Origin of the sequence: Algoriphagus sp., assembly GCF_029254265.1 — a bacterium.
In the GTDB taxonomy this organism is placed as follows: Bacteria; Bacteroidota; Bacteroidia; order Cytophagales; family Cyclobacteriaceae; genus Algoriphagus.
In genome coordinates this window covers 49297-72248 of record NZ_JAQWXX010000095.1, presented here as the reverse complement: position 1 = coordinate 72248, position 22952 = coordinate 49297, and the positions used below count along the sequence as shown (strand labels likewise).

Sequence of the window (22952 nt, the reverse complement as noted above, 5' to 3'; positions counted from 1 at the left end):
TCCAAGAGCTCAAAACTGTAGGTAAAGGCTATAGAACTTTTACCAACTTTAGAAGTGCAATCCTCTTTTTCCACGGAGGATTAAACTTATATCCCCACTAACTTAAGGGTAGAACCAATTTTATAATGGGTCAATGCTTTTACCCATTAGTAGTTCCGTCAAATGACCTTCATCATATAAGTCATTAATCGGAACAACGAAAAATAATTCATTACTTCTAATGCCTCTTCTAAAATAACTATTGTCTTGACCTTTTATATAGGCCTTAAAATTTTCATAAGACATTTTCAGCAATTTATCCCAAAACCTCCATTCGGTATCTGGTCTCAAATCATTCATAGCGTCCAAAGCTAATACCTTCTCCATTTGTTCTTCTTGGGTTAGCGGATGGGAATAAACAGAATTGAAGTGATAGCCATCAATAAAATTTGGAGGAAGAGATACACTTCCTCCAGCATTACCGAACGGGAAAAATTCTGAACCTAAATTGTGATTTGCATAGAAGAACAATTCTCCATTTTTATAATTGATTTTTTTCAAAGCCTGAATAACCCCTATCGTGGAAAATTGATGGTCAGAATGGTTATCCATATGAGGATGAGGCAAAACAATAATATCTGGTTTATACGATTTAAGAACGAATTCGAGATTTCCGATCATTGAATCCCAATTTGAAGAACCCATCAAAGAATCTTTTAAATTAGAAATATTGAAATTTCTAAAAGTTCCAATGAAATCAGTACCCAAAGTTTGAGAAAAAACATTTATCGGATTTTCATCATGCATTTGTTTGATAGTGCCATCGAAATATCCAAGATTAATGATATTGTTTTGATTTAACCCAGACTGTAAAGGGACTGATATGCTATTAATCGTCCTAATCTGGCCCTTTTTTAGAAAATGCCTAAGGGAATCAGAAAACAATTCATCATAGTGCATAGGACCATTTTCCCCTGCTGTTAAGGTCAGAACAAATGAGTTAGGAAATTTACTGTATAACCCAAAAGCAGAGATTTCAGCATCATCCGGATGAGGAGAAATCACCATGATTTTAGAATCCTTATGAATTGAATTGGTATAATAAATAAGTTCGACTGTGGGTTCCAAGATTTCCAGATATTTATTTACCAGCTCAATCTCCATTGTCTCTTCTAGCAATAATGAACTGATATTCAAATACCTGTTACCGGATCCACCATATTCAAAGTAATCATTTACACTTTGAGTTTGGGATTTTATTTCAATATGTGGATAAAAGAAATTTCCTAATAAGGTGGATTTAATATTTACTTTCAAAAAGGCAGTTTTATCTTTTCCTAAATTTGATGGTAGGATTAATTTACCATTCTTTAATTCCAATTTGACTGAATTGGCATTTTCGAATGTATAGTGATAATCTTGTGTAGGGTTGTAATCAATGATTTCACTTCTTTTGATTTTCATCAAAAAAATAAATGAAATTGAAACCAACAGGACTAAACTAGCCAATCCAAAAACAAACTTAACTCTCATGTATTAAAAACTATTTAATAGTTTGGAAAAATATGAAAAAAACTTTGTTCTTCAACGCACATTTTTATTACCAATGTAATCGGAAAATTAAACGGGAAATTTATGGGTACAAAAAAATATTGGTAAAAGAGAAATTAAATTTTGACTGTTAACAGAAATTAAAATTCTTCGCAAAGAAAAAAATAATCAATATTGTGGATGGTTGATTATTCAAGTCTGAACCCTTGCCAAAAACCTGAAGTTAAAAAATGGAAAAGAAAAACCTACCAGGCAGTATTCGAGCAAACATCCAAATAGGCTCCGAAGTGACTGTCGTTCAAAAACACCACCAACGCTCAGGAGAATTGACGGAAGGAATAGTAAAGAAGATTCTTACTAGCTCCCCAAATCATCATCATGGGATCAAAGTGATGCTTGAAACAGGAGAAGTGGGGAGAGTCAAAGAAGTGATTATTTAATCTTCGGTTCGATAGCGCTTTTGAAGTCCACGTAGAAAATTTCGGAGAATCTGATCTTTGCAAGGTCGGTATTGGGCTTGTGAAGGATTCCGAAAAAATGCACTCAACTCATGTGGGCTTATATGCATTCCCACAGAAGATAAAATTTCCAAAACATCATCTTCCTTTAAATTTAAAGCGATACGCAGTTTTCGAAAAATAATATTGTTTGTCAAGGTTTTCTCAGGCTTAGGCTCCTCCCCTTCTTTTTTCCCTCTTTTTTCGATTATGAAACCATTGAGAAATATTGCAAGGTCTTTATCAATAATTGCCTCATAAAATGGCTCATCCTCTCTTTTCAGCCAATTAGCCACTTGCTCTCTTTTGACTTCCAAACCACCTGCTTTAAATATTTCTACCATTTTTGGGTCTTTGAAATTAAAAATATAGCGTATGGTTCGTATAATATCTGAGTTATTCATAATTGCCTAATGCAAGTTTTCTTCAAATGTAAGGATCAAAAAGGAATTGTCAGGCAAGTTAAATGCACCGGAAATAAATCTATCTTAAAACGATTGTAGCGAACTGATCAGCTTAACTCCCTTTCCAACTGTTCTAAGGATTTCCCTTTCGTTTCGGGTAAAACAAAATAAATAATCACAAATCCAATCAAACAAATCAGACCATAAAGCCAAAAATTATTTGCCCAGCCCAAATTCGCTTTGATAGCTGGAAAGGAATAAGTCAAAGTAAAATTACCTATCCAATGAGCTAATGCACCAATTGATATGGCAGCACCTCGTATTCGTGTGGGAAAAATCTCTGATAAAACTACCCAAAGCAAAGGCGCCAAGGTGAAGGAATAGAACATGACATTAGTCAACACCAATAGCACAATGACCCAGCCTCCTTGATCTACCAAAAATGAATATCCAATCAACGCATACAAAATGGTCATAGCTCCGGTGCCAATCAGAAGCAATTTCTTTCTGCCAAAGCGATCTACTGTGAATAGGGTAATAAACACTGAAAGCACCATCACCCCGCCAATCACAACGATATTGAGCATCATTTGCTTAAGATTGTATCCTGCTGCCTGAAAGATATCTGCAGCGTAATAAATCACTACATTCAAACCGGACCATTGCTGCAAAAACGCTAGAAATATTCCGATTCCAAGCAACTTGATAACAGGCTTTCTAAGCAAATCTCGAAAATTCACTTTTCCCAAATCACCAGAATCCAGAGTAGAATGAATCTCAGCTATAGATTTATCAGCATAGTGTTTTCCCCCAATCCTTTCCAATACCACTCTTGCCTTTTCCTCTTCTTTATTTTTCACCAGCCATCTGGCACTCTCAGGCACCAAAAACATCAATATAAAAAACAGTATTGCTGGAACAATCTCTGCACCAAACATCCAGCGCCAACCGTATTGGCCTGACCAACTTTTAGCAATCATTTCAAAACTTGCAGTATCGGCTAATTCGGTATCCAAAAGGGAAATTTGCCAATTGGTGATCTGAGCTAGGAGAACTCCAATCATTACCAATAGCTGATTGATTGTGACAAACATCCCGCGTTTTTCAGGAGGGGAAATCTCTGCGATATAAAGTGGCGAAAGATTCAATGCTATTCCCATTGCAACTCCTCCGACTATTCGATATAGATTAAAAAACCAAAAACTTTCAGCTAAAGCGGTTCCTAAAGCAGAAAGAGAAAATAGAAAACCGGAAAAAATCAGGAGCCGCCTTCTACCCAACTTATCGCTCAACACAATGCAAAGTATCGCGCCTACCATGCAGCCTATAAGAGCCGAACTTGTTCCCCAGCCCTGATCTGCCGCAGAAGTAATTCCAAAATATGGCTCATAAAAAGGCTTTGCTCCACCGATCACCACCCAATCAAACCCAAAAAGAAAGCCGCCAAGAGCAGCTGTTAAACTGATCAACCAGATGTAAGTTTGGTTGTATTGAGTCTTAATTTGGGTGTTGTTCAGCTTTTCCATACGTTAATTTAAAGGATCTAGGAAAAATTACATAGCCCTAAAATCAACTCATTAACTTCCTCAAGTATCCTTTACTATCTGCAAGATTTGAAATCAATTGTGTTAGGTAGCTATACTTTCATAGTCTTCCATTTACCCTTACGGAAAAAATATAGCGTTACCAAAGAGTGAAAGGAATGGCTAAACGCAATGGCTATAAAAATCCCTAGATACTCCAATCTAAAAGGAAACGCTAAAATATAAGCAAGGGGAATCTCAATAAACCACAAGACACCTATGTTAATCCAAGCTGGAGTTTTAGTATCCCCTGCTCCATTAAAAGCCTGAGTCAAAACCATCCCAATAGCAAAGAAAACATAGCCCAAGGCTATAACCCATAGCCCTTGGGCTGCGATATCCCGAATCTCAGGAATATCAGTAAAAAAGCCGGCTAACTGCTTTGAAAAAATCAGGTAAATACCAGTTACAGAAGCCATAAAAATCACTGTATAGCGCGTAGTGAGCCAAACAGCAGCGTTTGCACGATCTGGTTGATTTGCCCCAAGATTCTGACCTACCAAAGTCGCCGCAGCTCCAGATAAGCCCCATGCAGGTAATATGGTAAATATTAAAATCCTAAAAGCAATTGTATACCCTGCCAGCGCAGTGGATCCAAATTCTGCATTCATTCGAGTCAATGCAATCCAGGAAACTGAATCTATGAGGAATTGTCCCATGCCTCCTATTGAAATGTTAAGGATCTTTAGAATGATTTGCCAACTGATTTCTATGTTTTGGCGAAGGATCTTGAGTCTATGTTTACCATTGAAAAGATGATACAATTGATATAAAACCCCAATACTTCGACCGAGGGTCGTAGCAACAGCAGCGCCTTCCAATCCCATACCTGCCCAGCTCCCAATTCCAAAAATCAACAAAGGATCCAGGATAATATTCAGACCGTTTGCAATCCAAAGTGATCGCATGGCATGATGAGCCTGGCCAGCTCCCCTGAATGCACCATTGATCAGAAATAGTAGCATGATGGCAGTATTCCCCGCAAAAATAATTCGGGAATAAACTACACCGGAGTCTACTACCGCTGGCTCCGCTCCCATCAATCCCAAAATATCTGCTGCAAAGATCCACCCTAAAACCCCTAGGATAACAGATATAGCCCCTCCTACCATCAGCAATTGAAAAGCAACGGAGCCAGCCTCGCTATATTCCTTCTCTCCAAATCTTCGCGAAATCAATGCAGTAGCAGCCATACTAATCCCAAATCCTACCGCATAAACCAATACCACCACAGACTCCGTAAGACCCACTGTTGCAATGGCATCCGAACCAAGTTTTGCTACAAAGAAAATATCCACCACTGCAAAAAGAGACTCCATCATCATCTCCAAAATCATCGGAATTGCAAGAATCACAATTGCAGTTTTTAGAGAAAGCTTAGTAAAATCCTGCTCCTTGCCAAGGATAGCATCTTTTATAAGTTGAAAAGTCATGGATAGGAATTAATAAGCTAAGATTGATTTGGCTTTTCTAAATTTTTATCAATTCTATTTCATTGATTCTTCATCAATTATCACGTGGGTATTCGGATGAAGCCAAAGCATGGAAACTGGAAGCTGACTGGAAATTTCTTTGGTGAGAAATTTTTCCAATGCAGGCTTTTTCCCTTTTCCTGTAAAAAAAACTATGATTTTCTTTGATTCAAAAATATTCCCCATACCCATGGTCATTCCTTGAGAAAGTGGAATCCCAACTTTTTCTATCATTCCGCTGCTGAGTGTAGTTTCGCTGAGTTCAGCAATATGACAGTACGTTTGAAGATGGTCTGCAGGCTCATTCAAAGCCAAATGACCATTTATCCCAACTCCTAAGATACAGATATCAATCGGACCCGACTGTTCTAATTCATCTTGAATTCGATCACATTCCTTTTGGGGGTCTTTCGTATGAGCATCAAAAGAGATATATCTATCAGCTTCAATCCCCAACTTTTTAACTAATTTTTCCTGCACATCATATTCCGAAGTGAAAGTAGAATCTACTGGTAACCCTACCCACTCATCCAATTTGATGACACGCATCCAATCAAAAAATCCATGTGATTCCTGATGCTTTTGAACCATTCGCTGATACAGTCCAGAAGGAGAATTCCCACTAGCAACACAAAACAGCAAGTCAGGATTATTCTCAACTTCGCTAAGAACCAACTCAGCTCCGAGTTGGCTCATCTCTTCATAATTTTTACAATAGTGCAGATTCATAGGACTCAAGTTTTGATTTTAAAAATTGGAAAATTCTGCGACAATTTGACTTATAGTCTGGAATCATTTCTGATTTATACCAAGTTTATACGTTTTCAAAAAAAATTGAAAAGTCTATAAAAATGAAAATACATTTTTAGTCATTTGGTTTTCAGACATTTAATTTTCAAATTATTTTCAAGTAATAGTTTTACAGCTAGCTAATATCCTTCAAAAAGCCAGCTTGGGAAGTAATCGAAGAGTCCTTTTTTTAATTTTTAAAAATTCAACCATGGCCAGAAAGTTTTCAGATCTCCATTGCCACAATCACATGAGAGCGCATTTTCACATGCAACAAAAACGAAAGAAGTTTGAAAAAAAAGGGGAATTCACACCTTGGACAGTCATTGCATCCAATCGAAAAGGATATCTCAAAGGAAAAATGGGAGCAGCTTACTCCCAAGCTGATTTAGTCAAAGCATGGAATGGAAATGTAAGACTGACATTTAACTCACTTTACCCACTAGAGCGGCAGTTTGTCAGGGGTTTGGATAAATTGAATACTACAGACTTACTTCACATTTTAATAGGTACAACTACTTCTCATCACCTTCCCCTACGGGATTTGATTCAGGTTTTTTACATGAGGATTCCAAAAGTAACAGTAGACCACTTTCAGTCTATTGATTATGATTATTGGGAGTCCCTTCAGCATGAAAAAGATTTTGTATTGATCGATTCTGGGGTAACCATCAAGAAAAATGAAATTCATACTTCAGGTGTGATTCGAAGGATTTTTGAAAATGAGTTCAAGCGATCAAAAGTATTTAAAAAAGAACTAATCGCAGAAAGAGCTAGGTATTTTATTCCAAAAACCCGAGATGAACTTATCAAGTCCTTAAAGGATGATAAGGAAATTACTATGATTCTGACAATAGAAGGAGCTCATTCTTTAGGCAGCGACAGAGCCACAATTGCCGAGCTTTCCAGAAGGGTCAAGTATCTCAAAGAGGAATGGGAGGCTCCGGTTTTCTTCATCACTTTTGCACATCACTTCAACAATAGGCTATGCGGACATGCACATTCGATTCCAGATAAAGGAAAAATACTTCTCAATCAATCCAGAAATCTCAATAAGGGATTCAATGAAAAAGGAAGAAGAATCGCTCGAGAATTATTGGGATTAAACAAGAATTTGGAGCGTGATCCAAAATTTGGATATAGAATCCTTTTAGATGTCAAGCACATGAGTGCGCAATCAAGGAAAGATTATTATGAAGAAATAGTACTACCCTGCTTGATGAATGGCGATCAAATTCCTGTGATTGCTTCACATTGCGGCTATTCAGGAATAGAAAAACTTCAAGACCTGATCAACAATTATGATTTGGAAAAGGACGATTACACTGATCCAAAGACTAATCAATTCAACGCATGGAATATAAATGTGTGTGATGAGGACATCGAAGTGATCCTCAAAACTGCCGGAATGTTTGGTCTCTCTTTCGATCAACGAATCCTTGGGATCACAAAAAAGGACAAAGATTCGCCTCGAAATGGAATCCAGCTACTTTGGGAAAATATCGAAGGAATCGTCAAAGGTGTCTATTCCAATAAAAATCTCTCCGAAGATCAAAAATTCCAAATCTGGAAATCGATGACAATCGGAACTGACTTTGAGGGATTAATTGATCCTACTGATTTCTATCCAACAGCCTTGGAGTTTGAAATCTTTGCCAATAATTTGGTTTTTGAAATAGATCAGGCACGAAAGAAATCAAACTCCAAATATTTAGACCATCTCCAAAGTCGAGAGGATTGCGAAAAACTGGTGGATGATTTTTGTTTTAATAATGCTGAAGCATTTGCAATTAGAAATTTTCCAATACCCTAATGATTCTCCTTAGAAATAATCAGTCTTCTCCAAAGATCTCTTTTACTACCCATCCTTTACCCCACTCATCTTGCTCCTTTTCAGACCAAAGTTCTGGGAAGAAAATCACTTTTTGAAAACGAGGAGGAAGGTATTTCTGCCAGTTGGTACCTCCTGTCGCAGCAATATCTACAGGGTCTTTCTGAAGATATCGTACGGCAGATTTGTAATGAGCCAAAGGCCAAAAGACATTTGCCTTAAGATCAAATTGCTTCATTAGTTCGGTCATCTCTTCTGATGGCTTATCCAAATCAATGTATTTTTGCCAGAGGTTTTTTCGTCGGTAATTTTCAATAATCTCGATTAGTTTTTTACCATACTTTAATTCGAAATTTTTAAGTGTAAGGGTTTTTTGACCGGAGGCCAATTCGATAGCTCCTTGCTGCCAGTACAAGTGTTCAAAAATATCATCCGCAGGCGAGTGATAGTCAAACTCTGATCTTTTGGATAAGGTGACCAAATGAAAAGCATCTGCCGCCATCAATTCGATCTCACGGTATTGAGCGCTTTGGAATCCACTCGAAGGAAGTAAGGACATCCTGAATTTCAGAAATTGCTCTCGCTCCATTCCTTTCCACATCATCGCAAAAGAGGAGATCAAATGATCAAAATACATTAAAATTCGCTCCATCCGCTGTTTGAAAAATCCCTCTGTAATCGGATCACAGTCTGATATCTGCTCCATTTCGGAGATGATCAATTTGAAATACAACTCAGTAATCTGATGGTAGATGATGAAAATTTTCTCATCCTTAAAACTTGTTTTTGGTTGCTGTAAGGAAAGTAATACATCCAAATTAATGTATTCCCAGTAAGTCAGATAGTCAGCATAAAGCAATCCCTCCAGGTAAGAAAGCATATCCTGGCCCGAGGCTTTAAACTTCTCTTCAAGTTGGTGGATTTTATCTAGAATTTTGGGATCAAATTGAGATTCGTGCATGGGTGCTTTTTTAGTGAAAAAGGTAGTTTTTTAACCTTCGATCTATTTACTTCGAGTTATTAAAAGTGGCTTTTCTTCAATACAAAAGTCACTGATTCATTCTAATAAACCAAAATATCATGGAAGCAACTGCAATCCATAAATCTCAAAAGCAGGATACATTCGAAGGAGTGGATTTTCTGGATATAGATGATTTGCTAACCGAGGAGCACAAATTAATCAGAGGCTCAATTCGTGACTTTGTGAAAAGAGAGATTTCACCTTACATCGAAGATTGGGCACAGAAGGCATATTTCCCTTATGATATTGTAAAGAAATTTGGTGACGTTGGCGCATTCGGCCCACAAATACCTGCCGAATACGGAGGTGGAGGATTGGACTACATTGCCTATGGTTTGATCATGCAGGAGATTGAGCGAGGTGATTCGGGTATGCGATCTACGGCTTCTGTACAAGGCTCTCTTGTGATGTATCCTATTTATAAATTTGGCTCAGAAGAGCAGCGAAAGAAATACTTACCTAAGCTTGCCTCAGGAGAGTTTTTAGGGTGCTTTGGATTGACAGAGCCAGATCATGGTTCCAACCCAAGCGGGATGGTGACCAATTTCAAAGATATGGGTGACCATTACCTTCTTAATGGAGCCAAAATGTGGATTTCCAATTCTCCAAAAGCTGATATCGCAGTGGTTTGGGCTAAGAATGAGGAAGGAAGAATCCATGGTTTAATCGTGGAGCGGGGTATGGAGGGTTTTTCTACTCCAGAGACCCATGGCAAGTGGTCCCTTCGGGCTTCCTGTACTGGTGAACTTGTTTTTGATAATGTTAAAGTACCAAAGGAAAATCTTCTTCCAGGCAAATCAGGATTAGGTGCTCCAATGATGTGTTTGGACTCCGCACGATTTGGAATCGCATGGGGTGCAATCGGAGCAGCGATGGACTGCTATGAATCAGCACGTAAATATGCCGCAGAGCGTATCCAGTTTGGAAAACCAATTGCAGGCTTTCAGTTGACTCAAAAGAAGTTAGCAGAAATGCTTACTGAAATCACCAAAGCCCAGCTTTTAGCTTGGAAGGTTGGCAAAATGATGAATGAAGGAACAGCCAAAACCGTCCACATTTCAATGGCCAAAAGAAACAATGTGGAAATGGCACTAAATATTGCTAGAGAAGCAAGACAAATCCATGGGGGCATGGGGATCACTGGAGAATATCCGCTGATGCGACATATGATGAATCTGGAATCTGTACTTACGTATGAAGGAACTCATGATATCCACTTATTAATCCTTGGTCAGGAGATAACCGGATTACAAGCTTTTAAATAAGCAGAAAACATAAATGCAAAAGCCTCAAAGAAAATTCTTTGAGGCTTTTTTGTTGCATGAAACCAGGTTTTACCTTTTGATAAATCTTCCAATAAACACTTTTCGATCTACTCCCTCTAGCATCACCATATAGGTTCCTGCGGCTATACCAGAGATATCAAGTTGGAAGTTTGTTTTAAGAGATTTTGATATTATGACGCTGCTTGTAACTTCTTTTCCTTCCAAGCTGTATATCTTAAGTGATTTCACATCTATAGATTGATCAGACTTAATTTCAAGTTCCACCTGATCATCGGCTGGATTAGGATAAATTTTTAACTCTTCGGAAAGAATTGGATTTTGTCTTAAAATACCGGCAATAGTTACTTCTACAGAAATAAGTTTCGCTTTACATCCTGAAGAACTTGTAAGCTCGACCGTATAAATACCCATTTCAAACAGGGTTAGAATCCGCTCTGTAGCTGATGGTATTGGGGCTTCATTCAGATACCACTGGTAAGTAAAATCTCCTTCCGGTGCGACCAATTTGTTTCCATCTGGCTTGATTTCTCCTGTAGGAATTGGATTTACCTTGACCTCATATTTCGCAGTTTCAGCAAGGCAAGCTCCTTGATAGCGAACGACCGCATCATAGTTTCCACCTTCTTCGATCGTCAACACTTTGCCATTTTGACCAGCTATCTCAACCCCATCTCTTCTCCAACGAACCACTTCAAATACTGCAGTAGAATTTAGCGTCAATTCTGATGTAGATCCGGCACAAAACTCCACAGGTCCTGTGATTGTAACTGGAGCCGAATTGATTCCTTTTACAGTCAATTGAGAAGTTTTCTCGGTTACATTTCCTGAGTTGTCAACCACTCTAACTTCAATTGGAATAACCTTTCCAAGGTCATCACAAGTAATATACTCCCGATTAATACCGATCTCTTTAACTCCACAATTATCTATTAGATCAGAATAAAAGAGTTGAGGATTCAGTTCAAATTTCCCTATACTGATATCAAGCTCTAATTCAATTGATATAGAATTGAAAACTGGAGGTAAATTATCCTTAACTATCACCAAAACATCCTTGGTACTGGTCTGATCTTTTGAATCAGTCAAAGTAACTTTTACTGAATTTTCTCCTAGATTCACACAGGAAAAATCAGTTTTGGCAATAGATACAGAAATACTTGGATCGGACAATGGCCAAGTTTCAAAAAGATTTTCCGCTTTTAACGTCGCATTACCATCTTGATTCAATTCGAGAATAACACTTGACTTAATTGGTGGAAAAACTGTCTGATTAAAGTCATCGGCAGTGAAAACCACGCTATTTAATTTGGCAGTACAGCCAGCAGCATTGGTGATTTCTACGGTATACTCTCCTTCTTGTGTGACTTGATATGTTTTATTAATCGCATCGGAGATTTTTTCTCCATTTCGATACCATTGATAGCTGCTAGCAGAAGGAGAGGTTAAAAGTTTGTCTTCTCTACTGATTTCCCCGATAGGCAAAGCATTTATTTCAACAACAAAGGAAGTAGTTTCGGACACACAAGCTCCTGAGTAACGAATGACTGCGTCGTAGCTTCCACCTAGTTCGATTTCCAGCGTCTTCTCTTTCTCTCCATCAATTTCAACCCCATTTCTTCGCCAACTGATAACTTCAAATTGAGCTTGAGAAGTTAAGGTCAAAAGTCCTTTGCTTCCTTCACAGAATTCGGAATCACCGGATATGCTTACTTTTTGGGTTTCAATTCTGTTTAAAGTAAGGATAGCCACAGCTTCCGTCACATTCCCTGAATCATCAATCGCCCTGATTGAGATAGGAATCTCTTTTCCTAAATCGGCACATGTGGCAGTAGTTTTATCTATTGTAACTTCTTTGACTCCACAATTATCAGTCAATTCAGCTATAAAATCTTCAGGCTTAAGTACCAAACTTCCAACGGTGACATCAAAATCTGCATTGAAGGCTTTAGGAGTTAAAACTGGTTTTAAATTATCCTGAACTTTGACAATCGTCTTTTCCTCCCAGGTTTGACCAGTCAGGTTTTTGATAGTGATCGTGATCTGTTTTTCTCCAATATCCGAGCAGGTAAATTCAGATTGACTAAGTGTGATATCCAGATTGGGATCAGCTGGAGGCCAGGAAACAAATACATTTTCTGGCTTGAGAGAGGCTTTCCCAGATTCATCGAGCGGTAGCTCAACAAATTCTTTTACTTCCCCAAATGGGAGGTCAGAAAATGTAATCGTAACTTTTTCGGTTAAGACACTGCATCCACCATCAGGGATAATTTTTGCCCAATAGGTTCCGGGGTCAGTAACCGAAATAGCTTTCTCATTGGCCCCTACGATCGGCACACCATCTTTAAGCCAGCTTTCCAAAGTAAAACCAAATTCATCTCCTAATTTGATTTCAATTGGTTCCCCAATAAAACCTTGGAAATTGCCGGAAGGATCAATTGAAATCTTTTGGGACTCAAAAGCAGTAACATTAATCGTAATCGATTTTGATGTGATATTTCCGGAATTATCAGTCGCAGTTAAGATCAGTTCGATTGGTGAATCATAATCTGCACAAGTAATACTAGTCTTATTCAGATATAAATCAGATATGCCACAATTGTCGGTGAGCGATTCAACAAAATCCTCTGGATTAAGCTCCAATTCACCTTTTACCAAATCAAAAGACAGATTTGGGATTTTAGTGGTTAATATTGGAGGCCGCTCATCCTTCACAATCACTTTTATCCAATCTTCGTATCTACCGCGTAAAAAGGAGGCATTATCAATATTTTCAGCTCGGATAACTTTTACATCGTTGGAACCCAAATCTTCACAGGTGAACTTGGATTGCCCTAGGATTAGCTTACTTAGAATAACTGGATTATCACTGATCAAAACATCTTCCGGAGAAAGCTCCGCAACTCCGGATTCATCTAAATACAAAACAATATCCTGATTGTAATCCTCAGTAAGCTCTCCAAATACAAACTCCTCCGTATAAACAGGGCAACCTGCCGAAAGCATTAATCTTGCTCTATAATATCCCGGTTCAGAAATAGTAGCTTCATTTCCTGACTGACTTACAATTTTGAAAACAGGTTCCCAACCTAACACAGTATAATCCAGCTCATCCCCCAATACTAAATTGGTTGTCCCTCCCTCTTCCAAAGGCCCAGTGGAGGTAATTGAAACCTTTTTTGATTCTATTATATTTCCTATAAAAACATTAACCGTTTTGGAGGATGTATTTCCTGATTGATCAGTTGCGGTAATCTCAACAGGGAACTCCCAAACAGGTGCGTTTGGATCCTGATAAATATCAGCGCAGGTCACCTCATTCCTACTCAGAGTGAAATTCAAATTTTTGGAACAATTGTCTCCAAAATCTACTACATAAAAATCGCCCAAATCAAAAGAAACTTTCCCCACCACCGGATCAAAAAGAAGGGTTGCATTGCCAGCATCAAAATAAGGAGGTATTTTATCAAACACCCAAACTTTTGTTGACTCGGTCCATTCCTCACCCGTTTGAGTATTTTTTGAGGTAATGATCACGTCGTTTTCCCCGATATTCGAGCAGTTAAAATCAAATCCCACTGAAGAAGTGTAAGTAAATGGATCAACTGGTTGAACTTCCAAAAAATCTTCAGGGGTTAGAACAGCCTTTCCCTCTTCATCTAAAAATAAGGAAACAGAATCCTTTACCACCGGTACAAATTCGGCTTGATTCAGAGCTACCAATAAGCTTGTTTCATCAGGATAAACCCTGCGTTCAACACGCTGGAGATTATAATTTTGATCCATGACTGGAAAAGCATAAACAGGTGTAAAGTCAATTCTTGCAAATGGTTTTCCATCCTGCATTACTTTTACAACATTCACTTCCAAGTGACCATAATGCTTTCCTCCATCAGTTAGAATTGGATTAGAGCCGGATGTATTCCATTGTTCTACGGAATTTTGATCTGCAGTCCATTTCGAATACGGGTTGTAATCAAGCGTATTTAGGGGATTATTTTTCCAATCCCGCTTCACTGATCTTATTCCATCTCCTGCAACACCCACATCATAATAAACTACCCCTTTTCCGTCATTGTCCTCATCGACAAAGCTTCGTTCAAAAATCTCATCATGGCCAGAGAACACTGCCACAACTTCATATTCCTCAAAAAGTGGATTTAAAATCTGCATTGGAGTTCCCACTTGTCCCACACTCAATTCATGGTTTAAAGGAACTCCATGTTCACCTGAGCTGAATGATATATGATGGTATTGTATAAAAATCAGTTGTCCTGAATCCTTTGCATCCTTTAGATTTGCTTCAAGCCAAGCATATTGATCTGAACCAGGACCAAAACTGCTAAGGTCATTTCCTCCTCTAGCCTTATAAGTTGCCTCCGTATAATTCTCCTGAGTATCTGTTCCCGGCACTGTAAACTCCTTTCCCGTCAACTTTGTCACTCCATCAAAATCGGATGCAAACTGGTCGGGTGTACCATTACTGGAATCTACAGTTAGGATAGTGATTGGCCCGTAGTCAGATCGATAATAACTCTGACCATGCTTTTGAAGCGGATCACTGACTGGAGTTTTGAAGTAAGCTTGGTATCTACTTCTTGATACAACCGGTGCAAATTGGCCTCCAGGCATATCGCCATAGCCACCATTTATAGCACCATAATTTTCCCAATTTCCAAAAGAAGGAATCACGGGATAGGTGCTAAATCCCTTATCAAACTCCCCCGCATTATGTCGGAAAAACTCATCCCAGCCTGGCTGATATCCTCCGCCTTGAACCAAATCTCCTGGCATGACCATAAAGTCAATATCCCTGGAATTAATGATTTTCAGATTTTCAGCATAGCCTTTTTGCTCGGTAAGCATGTAATTAGGAATCTCAAAACCTTCAAGTGTAGTAAAACCGAACTTATCTTTCCACAGCTGAGGAATAGTAAATGGTCGAATTAATGGCATACCTGGATACCACTCCCGATTTGTAACCCTTCCTCTTGGTTCTGTTTCAGAATCCGCCAGTGCTATAAATCGGATCTTATCCCAGTCGTTTTTATCTTTTGGAGTCTTAAAAGATGACTCAAATGAAGATCCTCCTAAAGAAACCTGATAAGACACATTTGTACCTGGGGGCAAAGTCATTTGGACTTGATAACGAAAAGCTTGATCTGACTGCAGCCAAGACCCTTTTTCCAAGCCTGAAATAGTTTGATTTTTCTCCGCATCTGTATAAAAAATCTCTGGGACTTCTTCACCAGTGACATTTTTTGAAAAAATAACCTCACCTGCTGGGTTTTTAATAGTAATCTCACTTGTTGCTAAAGTGTTACTAAACCAAGTTATTTGGATTTTGCCCTGATCATAGACTTGTAGATAAGGATAGACTCTATAAGGGTTAACCTCAAAATAAGTAGCCGCACTAAAAAACAAACCAGTGGCTAATAGAAGAACGAGAAAAAGGGATCTTTTCATTTGGTAAGATTTAGAATCCAATTTTCTCAAATGTACAAAAATGAAATTATTCCACCCTGCTTTTGAGTATTAACAACTGCACAGAGTTTAGCGGATCTGTACTGAAAATGTAGATATTTCGCTGATCAATTCCCTTTCTACCTTTGGGATCAAAAGTAATTTTTAAATCTATCGACTCTCCGGGATTGATAGTAGTCTTGGATATTTCCAAAACCAAACAGTCACAATTCCCCTGAATTTTGCGAATTTCCAGCACTTCCCTCCCTTTGTTGGTCAAAGTCACTGATTTATTTTGAATCGAATTTGCACTGATTTCTTTCAAATCAATTTCAGATGGAGAAATGGAAAGCTGTGGAACTTGATTCAATTGATCCTTTGAAAGAGGTGGGAAATACTCAAACACATTTGCAATCACATCCAAACGGGCTGCTTTTTCTCCTGCCCAGGTAAGAAGCACTTGATCTTCCGAGAATCCCAATTCTTCCTTGATCACGGCATCATAGACCACATCCAATAAACCGCGCTGATTGGGATAAATCATCTCTTCTTGCTGAAAAACCTTAATATACTCAGGACCTGAGTAGATCAAATCCTTTCGCTGTATTGGTTCTGTACCAAAATTGTAAATCTCCACTTGCTTCACCTTTGGTCCATTGGTCAAAACTTCCCCTAGGTTTACTTTAGGTAATCGGAAACCCAAAGTCCCTTCTTTACGGGGATAGGCAAGAACCGGATTTTCGGGGAAGGGAATCGAAGTTCCCTCGATATATAAAGTATCTTGACTTCCTATGAGGTTTCCTTTGACAACTATCATTCTTGAGAAAAATCCAGCAGTGGAACTTGGATCAAAGGAAACTAAAAGTTTACCCGTTCCACCGACACTCAACGTATCTTTGGAATAATCCACAGTTGTACAGCCACAATCGGTGATCACTTGGTCGATGTAAAAAAGCGAATCCTGAGTATGCGTAAATTCAAACTCAGCAATCTTTGCTCCTTCTTCCTCTAGCAAACTTCCTAGATCCACTTTATTGACTTTCCAGATCAATCTGGGGATTACAGTTTCCTGAGCCTGAATAATTTGCGCAGAAAAGGAAAATAAAAGAAATAGAAAGATTGCTTTTTGAATTCTGAACATGCTAGCAATTAACACATAATTTCAACCGTTTTGTAGCCCGATTTACTTATTTTGCGCCAAAATTAGACCAATGGCAAGAGTACTTACAGGCATTCAAAGTAGCGGGAGACCTCACTTGGGAAATATCCTAGGAGCGATCGTTCCGGCAATTGAATTGATCAAGCAGAATAACGAGGAGTCTTTCATCTTTATTGCCGATTTCCATTCCTTGACGAGTTCCAAAAATGGAGCGCTACGCAAGGAGAATACCTTGGCAGTTGCGGCCGCATGGTTGGCTTTTGGCTTGGATATCGAAAAGACGGTTTTTTACCGACAATCCAGAAGACCTGAAGTAGCCGAATTGACTTGGTATTTGAGTTGCTTCACTCCTTTTCCTATGCTTGCCAATGCGCACAGCTTCAAGGACAAATCAGAGCGACTCTCAGATGTAAATGCAGGTTTATTCACCTACCCAGTATTGATGTCAGCGGATATTTTGCTGTATTCGGCCGATTTGGTGCCTGTCGGAAAAGATCAATTGCAGCATCTGGAAATGTGCCGTGACATCGCATCTGCATTCAATCATCAAATAGGCGAAGAAATCCTAACTCTTCCTGAACCCCGAATTTCTGAAGAAGTAAAAACCATTCCTGGTACCGATGGGCAAAAGATGAGTAAGTCCTATAATAACTACATCGATATTTTCCTTCCGGAAAAAGCCCTAAAGAAAAACGTAAACAGCATCATCACCGATAGCAAAGAGTTAGAGGAACCTAAAGATCCTGATACCTGCAATGTATTCAAGCTTTATAGCCTAATCGCCTCCCCAGATCAAACTGCACAAATGCGAAAGAATTACGAAGGAGGTAATTATGGATACGGACACGCTAAAAAGGAATTTATGGAATTGATCCTTGAAAAGTATGCGGATGAGCGGAAAACATTTGATTTCTTTATGAATAATCCAGAGGAAATCGAACGAAAACTTGCTGCAGGTGAGGAGAAAGCAAAAGCAACCGGAATGGTATTATTGCAAAAGGTTAGAGAAAAATTGGGATTCGCTTAAACAAGATATTACTCGTCAATTTATTTATGCTTTGAACTTTGTCTATCTCTCACAAAAGACTTCAAATCCGTAAACCCCATAAAAAAACCCAGTAAATAACTGGGTTTTTTTATGGGATATAAGCTCTAGTTCTTATCTACTCCTCCAAAGATCTTTTAACTGTCTGCCATTAATAAGCATAACAAATCGTGCAGGATTTGGAATCAATACGATTCGGACATCCTGCTTATCAAACTGCTCCGACTCGATGGGTACACCTTGGTGTCCGCTGACCTCATAACTCACGATTCCGTTTGCATCGGGTAGCAATGGCTTGTAGACGTTTGCTACGTAAGCAGTAGGAAGCAATACATCCGTATCAGACTTCAATTTTTCCTGAATTTTCTCCAACTGATCCTCAAGAACATCCTCATATTTTTCATTGAAATCATCTTCCAAATCATGAATCTCCTCTTCTAAATCATCATAGCTTTCATGGCTATAATCCATGGCTGCCAGCTGGTTTCTTTTTTCTACAATCTCTGTGAGGGCTTTGTCAAGCGTATTCCAGTCCATTCGTATTTTTTTTTATTCGGATTGCAAAGATGGGCAATCCCTCTGTTTTCAAAGAATAATTTTAGATAAATCTGGTCTTCAATGTAAATTCTATGTTTGGAAACTGGCTTTAGAAACCTTTAAATAGAACCAGTAAAACGATTAACTCATCAGCAAAATCTTTCCGTTCCTCCCTTGAGTTTCGTAAGCCACTATTGCTTCTTTAAATTTCTCCAGCGGAAAGGTCTCTCCTACATCAACCTTAGAGTCAGATGCTAGCAAAAATCCAAAAACAGATTTAAATACTGTTTTCCGTTCAGAGTCTGTCATACTTTCCATCCAAGTGGAAAGCCAGAATCCTTCGACTGTGATATTTTTAAAAATCAAAAGACCACTATTTAATGGGATATTTTCCAAACTGAGCAATCCAAAAACCATCATTCTACCTCCAGATTTCAAGGATGCTAATGCTTTGGCACCCAAAACCCCTCCTACCGCATCAAAAACTACAGAAACTCCTTCTCCAGTTTGCTCAGCAATCATTTTTTGTAGTTTCTCTTTTTCAGTGTTAATGACCAGATCAGCTCCCAATTCCTTCAAGTAATCCTTTTGAGAATCCTGACGTACAGTACAGGCAACCATAATTCCTTTAGCCTTAGCCATTTGAATTGCAAATTTTCCAAAAGCTGAAGCTCCCGCTGTGATTAAAAGCCAATCACCTGATTTCAGTCCACTTTTCTCGATCATACCAAAAGCTGTCATAGGATTGACAAAAGCCTGACATGCTACTTCATCCGACATACCTTGAGGGACAGGAATCACCAAGTTTGCAGGAATACAAAGATATTCTCGCCAAGTACCGATAGCAGTAAACATTACTCGTGTCCCAACAGGGACTTTTCCTGCATCATCAGATTTAGTGACCACTCCACTAGCCTCAAATCCAGCACTGCTCGGCAATTTGGGTGTAATGCCATACATCCCCCGAACAAACATGATATCAGAAGGATTGATATTTCTGGCGATGACTTTGATTTGAACCTCATGTCCTTTAGGTTCAGGGATTTCGCTTTCGACTAGTTTCAATACTTCCAGTGGCATTCCACAGGTTTCAAAAATTACCTCTTTCATATGATTATAATTTGTTTTTTAAATGCCATATGGAATCTCGCAGAATATTATCACCCCAGTGTGTGACTTTTGAGTCATGCTCGATTTCATGGGTTTATATAGTTTTAGTTTTTTCTAATTAAATTCTTGTTAAAACTATCGATATATTCTGTTTTTGCCCTGTCTCTTTTCTATTTTTTTATATCTTGAGTACTTAATAAAACCTTCGAATTATGGATTTATCATCAGTTTTTTCTCTGGATGGAAAAGTAGCACTGATTACAGGTGCCAGTAAAGGAATCGGATTCAGCATTGCAGAGATATTTGCTGCTGCAGGTGCAAAAGTGGTTCTGAGTAGTCGCAAACAAGACACTCTTGATGAAATGGCAAATCAACTGAAGTCAAAAGGCTATGAAGCAACTGGAATCGCCTGTAATGTTGGAAATATGGACGAGCTTCCGCTTTTGGTAGAAAAAACCATTGCTACCTATGGTCAGTTGGATATTTTGGTAAATAATGCTGCTTCAAATCCTGTATTTGGACCTATCCATGAGACAAGTCTAGAAGCTTTTGATAAAATCATGGATGTCAATCTGAAAGCTCCATTTGAACTTTGCCGACTTTGCTTTCCACATTTACGGAAGTCCTCTTCGGCTTCAGTCATCAATATCAGCTCCATTGGTGGAATCTCACCGGAGCAGGGTCTTGGAATCTACTCAGTCAGTAAGGCTGCATTAATTTCTTTGACAAAAGTATTTGCAAAGGAATGGGGAGAATCAAAAATCAGAGTTAATGTCATTTGTCCAGGCTTGATTGAAACTAAATTTTCGGAAGCGCTTTGGTCCAATGAAAAAATCATGTCCATGCTAATGAAGCAATTATCTATCAAGCGTTCTGGCACGAGTGAAGAAATCGGCGCTATGGCACTTTTTCTAGCCTCTACGGCATCATCTTATTCTACTGGGGCTGTGTTTACTGCCGACGGGGGATTTACAATCTAATATCATGCAAACCCAAAATAACTTCACCGGAGATCTATCAATTTTGCTGGATCGCTACCGGGATTTTGTCAAAACTTATTTATATCCAAAGGATCTTGCAATTGTGCAAGGGCCATTCCGAGAATATTTACCCTATCTGAATGAGCTTCGTGAAAAAGCCAAATCAGAAGGGCTTTTCGCTCCTCACCTTTCGCCTGAAGAAGGAGGATTAGGATTGGATTTGGTTCAATTTGCTCAAGTATCAGAAATTTTAGGTCATAGTCCACTTGGGCATTATGTATTCAACTGCAATGCTCCGGATATTGGAAATATGGAATTGCTGCATCTTTTTGGTTCGGAGCTTCAAAAAGAAAAATATCTTAAGCCACTTCAAGAAGGAAAAATCAGAAGCTGCTTTGCCATGACTGAGCCGGCATTTGCTGGGAGTAATCCGGTAAATATGGGTACCACCGCCATCCGGGAAGGGGATCATTACCGGATTAATGGTCACAAATGGTTTACCACCGCAGCAGATGGCGCAGCATTTACAATCGTAATGGCTGTTACTAATCCTGAAGCAGAGTCAAAATACCAGCGGGCCAGTATGATAATCGTTCCTCTAGATTCTCCCGGGTATCGCTTTGTTAGAAATATCCCAATCATGGGGGAAGCCGGAGAGGATTACCTATCTCATGCTGAAGTCAAATTTGAAGATTGCTTGGTCCCCGTTGAAAATTTGATTGGGGAAGAAGGACAAGGTTTTGCTTTGGCACAGGAACGATTGGGACCGGGAAGGATTCATCATTGTATGAGATGGATTGGAATCTGTGAACGTGCATTTGATATGATGTGTAAACGAGCTTTATCACGTGAATTGGATCTTGGAAAGCCACTTGCCGAAAAACAGACCATCCAAAACTGGATTGCCGAAAGCCGAGCTGAGATCAAAGCAAGCAGATTGATGGTGATGGATACAGCCCAGCAGATGCAGCTTAAAGGTGCCAAAGCGGTAAGGGAAGATATTTCTACAATAAAATTTTTTGTCGCAGACGTCCTGATGAAAGTCATCGATCGATCCATACAGGTCCATGGAGCACTTGGAATCACTGATGACACCTTACTTTCATTTTGGTATCGCCATGAGCGAGGAGCAAGAATCTATGATGGACCAGATGAGGTTCATAAGGCTTCACTAGCTCGAAGCATCTTGAAGTCTTATTTAGCTCAGAAAAAGTAATTATGGCCGAATCATTAGATTTCAAAAACTTAGTAGACTACCTGAATCAAAAATTGGATGTTAAAGGAGATGTTTCCGGAATCACACAATTCAAGGGAGGTTACTCTAATCTTACATTTAAATTTCAGACTCCAGAAAAGACCTTTGTAATCCGCAGAGCTCCTTTCGGAGAAAAAATAAGCAAAGCGCATGATATGGGCAGGGAGATCAGTGTTCTAAAAGCCCTTCAAAAAGCGGGATACCCCAAAGCTCCAAAACCAGTATTGTTTTGTGAAGATGTGGATATTTTTCAAGCCCCCTTTTTTGTCATGGAACACGTAGAGGGATTTATTCTTAGAAATAAGGTTCCTCAAGGGATATCCATATCACCAGAGGAATTTCATTCCCTATCTCAGTCGGCTATCGATTGTCTCCTTGAATTGCATCAACTGGAACTTGTAAATTCTGGCCTGATCAACTTAGGGAAACCTACAGGCTATGTGCAAAGACAGGTCGAGGGATGGAGTGAACGGTATTTCCGAGCAAAGACAAATGAACTTCCTGAACTTGAGCGGGCGATCGAGTGGCTTCAGTCAGAAATCCCTAAAAGTGAAAATACCGGATTCATTCACAATGATTTTAAATACGACAACCTTGTCCTTAATCCAGAAAATATCAAAGAGATAAAGGCTGTCTTGGATTGGGAAATGGCTACTGTGGGAGATCCTTTGATGGACTTAGGAACTACCCTGGCATATTGGTGTGAAGCATCAGATCCTGAAGCCTTGAAACTCTTTAACATTTCCCATCTTCCTGGAAATATGACTCGGTCAGAAGTAATTCAATATTACGGCCAAAAAAGTAAGCTCGACATGAGTGAAATGCTGTTTTATTACATTTTCGGAATCGTGAAAGTAGCCGTGATTGCACAGCAGATCTACAAAAGATTCAAGCAAGGAAATGCAAGCGACCCCCGATTTGCAGGATTGATACAAGTAGTTGAAGCGTCAGGAAAAATGGCCATCAAAAGTTTAGAAACTCAAAAAATTTAAA

Annotated in this window: 17 protein-coding genes; 7 read left to right on the top strand and 10 right to left on the bottom strand. The window is 39.0% G+C overall.

Features of this window, described 5'->3' with window-relative positions:
* Positions 1 to 120: 120 nt before the first annotated feature.
* Positions 121 to 1512: a PIG-L family deacetylase gene (locus tag P8O16_RS14505; protein WP_300316159.1), complete on the bottom strand. Its 1392-nt coding sequence runs from the start codon at positions 1510 to 1512 to the stop codon at positions 121 to 123.
* 248 nt (positions 1513 to 1760) lie between these two features.
* Between P8O16_RS14505 and P8O16_RS14500 the strand changes: the two genes are divergently transcribed.
* The gene (locus P8O16_RS14500) at positions 1761 to 1970 is read left to right on the top strand and encodes a YwbE family protein (protein WP_300316158.1); all 210 of its coding nucleotides are present in this window, start codon (positions 1761 to 1763) and stop codon (positions 1968 to 1970) included.
* Here the strand turns inward: P8O16_RS14500 and P8O16_RS14495 are convergent.
* From P8O16_RS14495 to P8O16_RS14480, 4 genes are all read right to left on the bottom strand, one after another.
* The gene (locus tag P8O16_RS14495) at positions 1967 to 2431 is read right to left on the bottom strand and encodes a DUF1456 family protein (protein WP_300316157.1); all 465 of its coding nucleotides are present in this window, start codon (positions 2429 to 2431) and stop codon (positions 1967 to 1969) included. The two genes, P8O16_RS14500 and P8O16_RS14495, sit on opposite strands and share 4 nt — an antisense overlap.
* Positions 2432 to 2538: 107 nt before the next feature.
* Complete coding sequence (locus P8O16_RS14490) at positions 2539 to 3957, bottom strand: sugar porter family MFS transporter (RefSeq protein WP_300316156.1); 1419 nt, start codon at positions 3955 to 3957, stop codon at positions 2539 to 2541.
* 110 nt (positions 3958 to 4067) lie between these two features.
* Complete coding sequence (locus P8O16_RS14485) at positions 4068 to 5447, bottom strand: MATE family efflux transporter (protein WP_300316155.1); 1380 nt, start codon at positions 5445 to 5447, stop codon at positions 4068 to 4070.
* Between the two features lie 54 nt (positions 5448 to 5501).
* Positions 5502 to 6215, bottom strand: a complete 714-nt coding sequence (locus P8O16_RS14480) for a 6-phosphogluconolactonase (protein ID WP_300316154.1) — start codon at positions 6213 to 6215, stop codon at positions 5502 to 5504.
* Positions 6216 to 6486: 271 nt separating this feature from the next.
* On the opposite strand from P8O16_RS14480, the gene P8O16_RS14475 reads away from it, so the two are divergent.
* Positions 6487 to 8088, top strand: coding sequence for a hypothetical protein (locus P8O16_RS14475; RefSeq protein ID WP_300316153.1), 1602 nt, complete (start codon positions 6487 to 6489; stop codon positions 8086 to 8088).
* Positions 8089 to 8107: 19 nt separating this feature from the next.
* On the opposite strand, the gene P8O16_RS14470 is transcribed toward P8O16_RS14475, so the two are convergent.
* On the bottom strand, positions 8108 to 9067 hold the full coding sequence (locus P8O16_RS14470) for a tryptophan 2,3-dioxygenase family protein (protein WP_300316152.1): 960 nt from the start codon (positions 9065 to 9067) through the stop codon (positions 8108 to 8110).
* Positions 9068 to 9186: 119 nt separating this feature from the next.
* Between P8O16_RS14470 and P8O16_RS14465 the strand changes: the two genes are divergently transcribed.
* Positions 9187 to 10392, top strand: a complete 1206-nt coding sequence (locus P8O16_RS14465) for an acyl-CoA dehydrogenase family protein (RefSeq protein ID WP_075350975.1) — start codon at positions 9187 to 9189, stop codon at positions 10390 to 10392.
* A 69-nt stretch (positions 10393 to 10461) separates the two neighbouring features.
* Here the strand turns inward: P8O16_RS14465 and P8O16_RS14460 are convergent, their stop codons facing one another.
* Together P8O16_RS14460 and P8O16_RS14455 are read right to left on the bottom strand one after the other, a co-directional pair.
* Positions 10462 to 15876 (bottom strand): T9SS type A sorting domain-containing protein, encoded by a 5415-nt coding sequence (locus tag P8O16_RS14460; RefSeq protein ID WP_300316151.1) that lies wholly within the window; start codon positions 15874 to 15876, stop codon positions 10462 to 10464.
* Between the two features lie 46 nt (positions 15877 to 15922).
* The gene (locus tag P8O16_RS14455) at positions 15923 to 17014 is read right to left on the bottom strand and encodes a DUF1573 domain-containing protein (protein WP_300316150.1); all 1092 of its coding nucleotides are present in this window, start codon (positions 17012 to 17014) and stop codon (positions 15923 to 15925) included.
* A 70-nt stretch (positions 17015 to 17084) separates the two neighbouring features.
* Here P8O16_RS14455 and trpS point away from each other — a divergent pair, with 70 nt between their 5' ends.
* On the top strand, positions 17085 to 18059 hold the full coding sequence (trpS, locus tag P8O16_RS14450) for a tryptophan--tRNA ligase (RefSeq protein ID WP_300316149.1): 975 nt from the start codon (positions 17085 to 17087) through the stop codon (positions 18057 to 18059).
* Between the two features lie 132 nt (positions 18060 to 18191).
* Here the strand turns inward: trpS and P8O16_RS14445 are convergent, their stop codons facing one another.
* Together P8O16_RS14445 and P8O16_RS14440 are read right to left on the bottom strand one after the other, a co-directional pair.
* Positions 18192 to 18614: a hypothetical protein gene (locus P8O16_RS14445; RefSeq protein ID WP_075350979.1), complete on the bottom strand. Its 423-nt coding sequence runs from the start codon at positions 18612 to 18614 to the stop codon at positions 18192 to 18194.
* Positions 18615 to 18755: 141 nt separating this feature from the next.
* Complete coding sequence (locus P8O16_RS14440) at positions 18756 to 19724, bottom strand: zinc-dependent alcohol dehydrogenase family protein (RefSeq protein WP_300316148.1); 969 nt, start codon at positions 19722 to 19724, stop codon at positions 18756 to 18758.
* A 212-nt stretch (positions 19725 to 19936) separates the two neighbouring features.
* Here P8O16_RS14440 and P8O16_RS14435 point away from each other — a divergent pair, with 212 nt between their 5' ends.
* Genes P8O16_RS14435 through P8O16_RS14425 form a run of 3 tightly spaced genes read left to right on the top strand, consistent with a single transcriptional unit; the run spans position 19937 to position 22951 of the window.
* A complete protein-coding gene (locus tag P8O16_RS14435; protein ID WP_300316147.1) occupies positions 19937 to 20704 on the top strand; it encodes an SDR family NAD(P)-dependent oxidoreductase in 768 nt (255 codons plus the stop codon).
* A gap of 4 nt (positions 20705 to 20708) precedes the next feature.
* Positions 20709 to 21920 carry an acyl-CoA dehydrogenase family protein gene (locus tag P8O16_RS14430; protein WP_300316146.1) on the top strand — a complete coding sequence of 404 codons (1212 nt, stop codon included), beginning with the start codon at positions 20709 to 20711 and terminating at the stop codon, positions 21918 to 21920.
* Positions 21921 to 21922: 2 nt separating this feature from the next.
* On the top strand, positions 21923 to 22951 hold the full coding sequence (locus P8O16_RS14425; protein WP_300316145.1) for a phosphotransferase family protein: 1029 nt from the start codon (positions 21923 to 21925) through the stop codon (positions 22949 to 22951).
* Position 22952: the final 1 nt, after the last annotated feature.

Bases quoted from the DNA above. Each gene is read 5' to 3' on its own strand.
- P8O16_RS14505 (WP_300316159.1), bottom strand. From the start codon at position 1,512: ATGAGAGTTAAGTTTGTTTTTGGATTGGCTAGTTTAGTCCTGTTGGTT.
- P8O16_RS14500 (WP_300316158.1), top strand. From the start codon at position 1,761: ATGGAAAAGAAAAACCTACCAGGCAGTATTCGAGCAAACATCCAAATA.
- P8O16_RS14495 (WP_300316157.1), bottom strand. From the start codon at position 2,431: ATGAATAACTCAGATATTATACGAACCATACGCTATATTTTTAATTTC.
- P8O16_RS14490 (WP_300316156.1), bottom strand. From the start codon at position 3,957: ATGGAAAAGCTGAACAACACCCAAATTAAGACTCAATACAACCAAACT.
- P8O16_RS14485 (WP_300316155.1), bottom strand. From the start codon at position 5,447: ATGACTTTTCAACTTATAAAAGATGCTATCCTTGGCAAGGAGCAGGAT.
- P8O16_RS14480 (WP_300316154.1), bottom strand. From the start codon at position 6,215: ATGAATCTGCACTATTGTAAAAATTATGAAGAGATGAGCCAACTCGGA.
- P8O16_RS14475 (WP_300316153.1), top strand. From the start codon at position 6,487: ATGGCCAGAAAGTTTTCAGATCTCCATTGCCACAATCACATGAGAGCG.
- P8O16_RS14470 (WP_300316152.1), bottom strand. From the start codon at position 9,067: ATGCACGAATCTCAATTTGATCCCAAAATTCTAGATAAAATCCACCAA.
- P8O16_RS14465 (WP_075350975.1), top strand. From the start codon at position 9,187: ATGGAAGCAACTGCAATCCATAAATCTCAAAAGCAGGATACATTCGAA.
- P8O16_RS14460 (WP_300316151.1), bottom strand. From the start codon at position 15,876: ATGAAAAGATCCCTTTTTCTCGTTCTTCTATTAGCCACTGGTTTGTTT.
- P8O16_RS14455 (WP_300316150.1), bottom strand. From the start codon at position 17,014: ATGTTCAGAATTCAAAAAGCAATCTTTCTATTTCTTTTATTTTCCTTT.
- trpS (WP_300316149.1), top strand. From the start codon at position 17,085: ATGGCAAGAGTACTTACAGGCATTCAAAGTAGCGGGAGACCTCACTTG.
- P8O16_RS14445 (WP_075350979.1), bottom strand. From the start codon at position 18,614: ATGGACTGGAATACGCTTGACAAAGCCCTCACAGAGATTGTAGAAAAA.
- P8O16_RS14440 (WP_300316148.1), bottom strand. From the start codon at position 19,724: ATGAAAGAGGTAATTTTTGAAACCTGTGGAATGCCACTGGAAGTATTG.
- P8O16_RS14435 (WP_300316147.1), top strand. From the start codon at position 19,937: ATGGATTTATCATCAGTTTTTTCTCTGGATGGAAAAGTAGCACTGATT.
- P8O16_RS14430 (WP_300316146.1), top strand. From the start codon at position 20,709: ATGCAAACCCAAAATAACTTCACCGGAGATCTATCAATTTTGCTGGAT.
- P8O16_RS14425 (WP_300316145.1), top strand. From the start codon at position 21,923: ATGGCCGAATCATTAGATTTCAAAAACTTAGTAGACTACCTGAATCAA.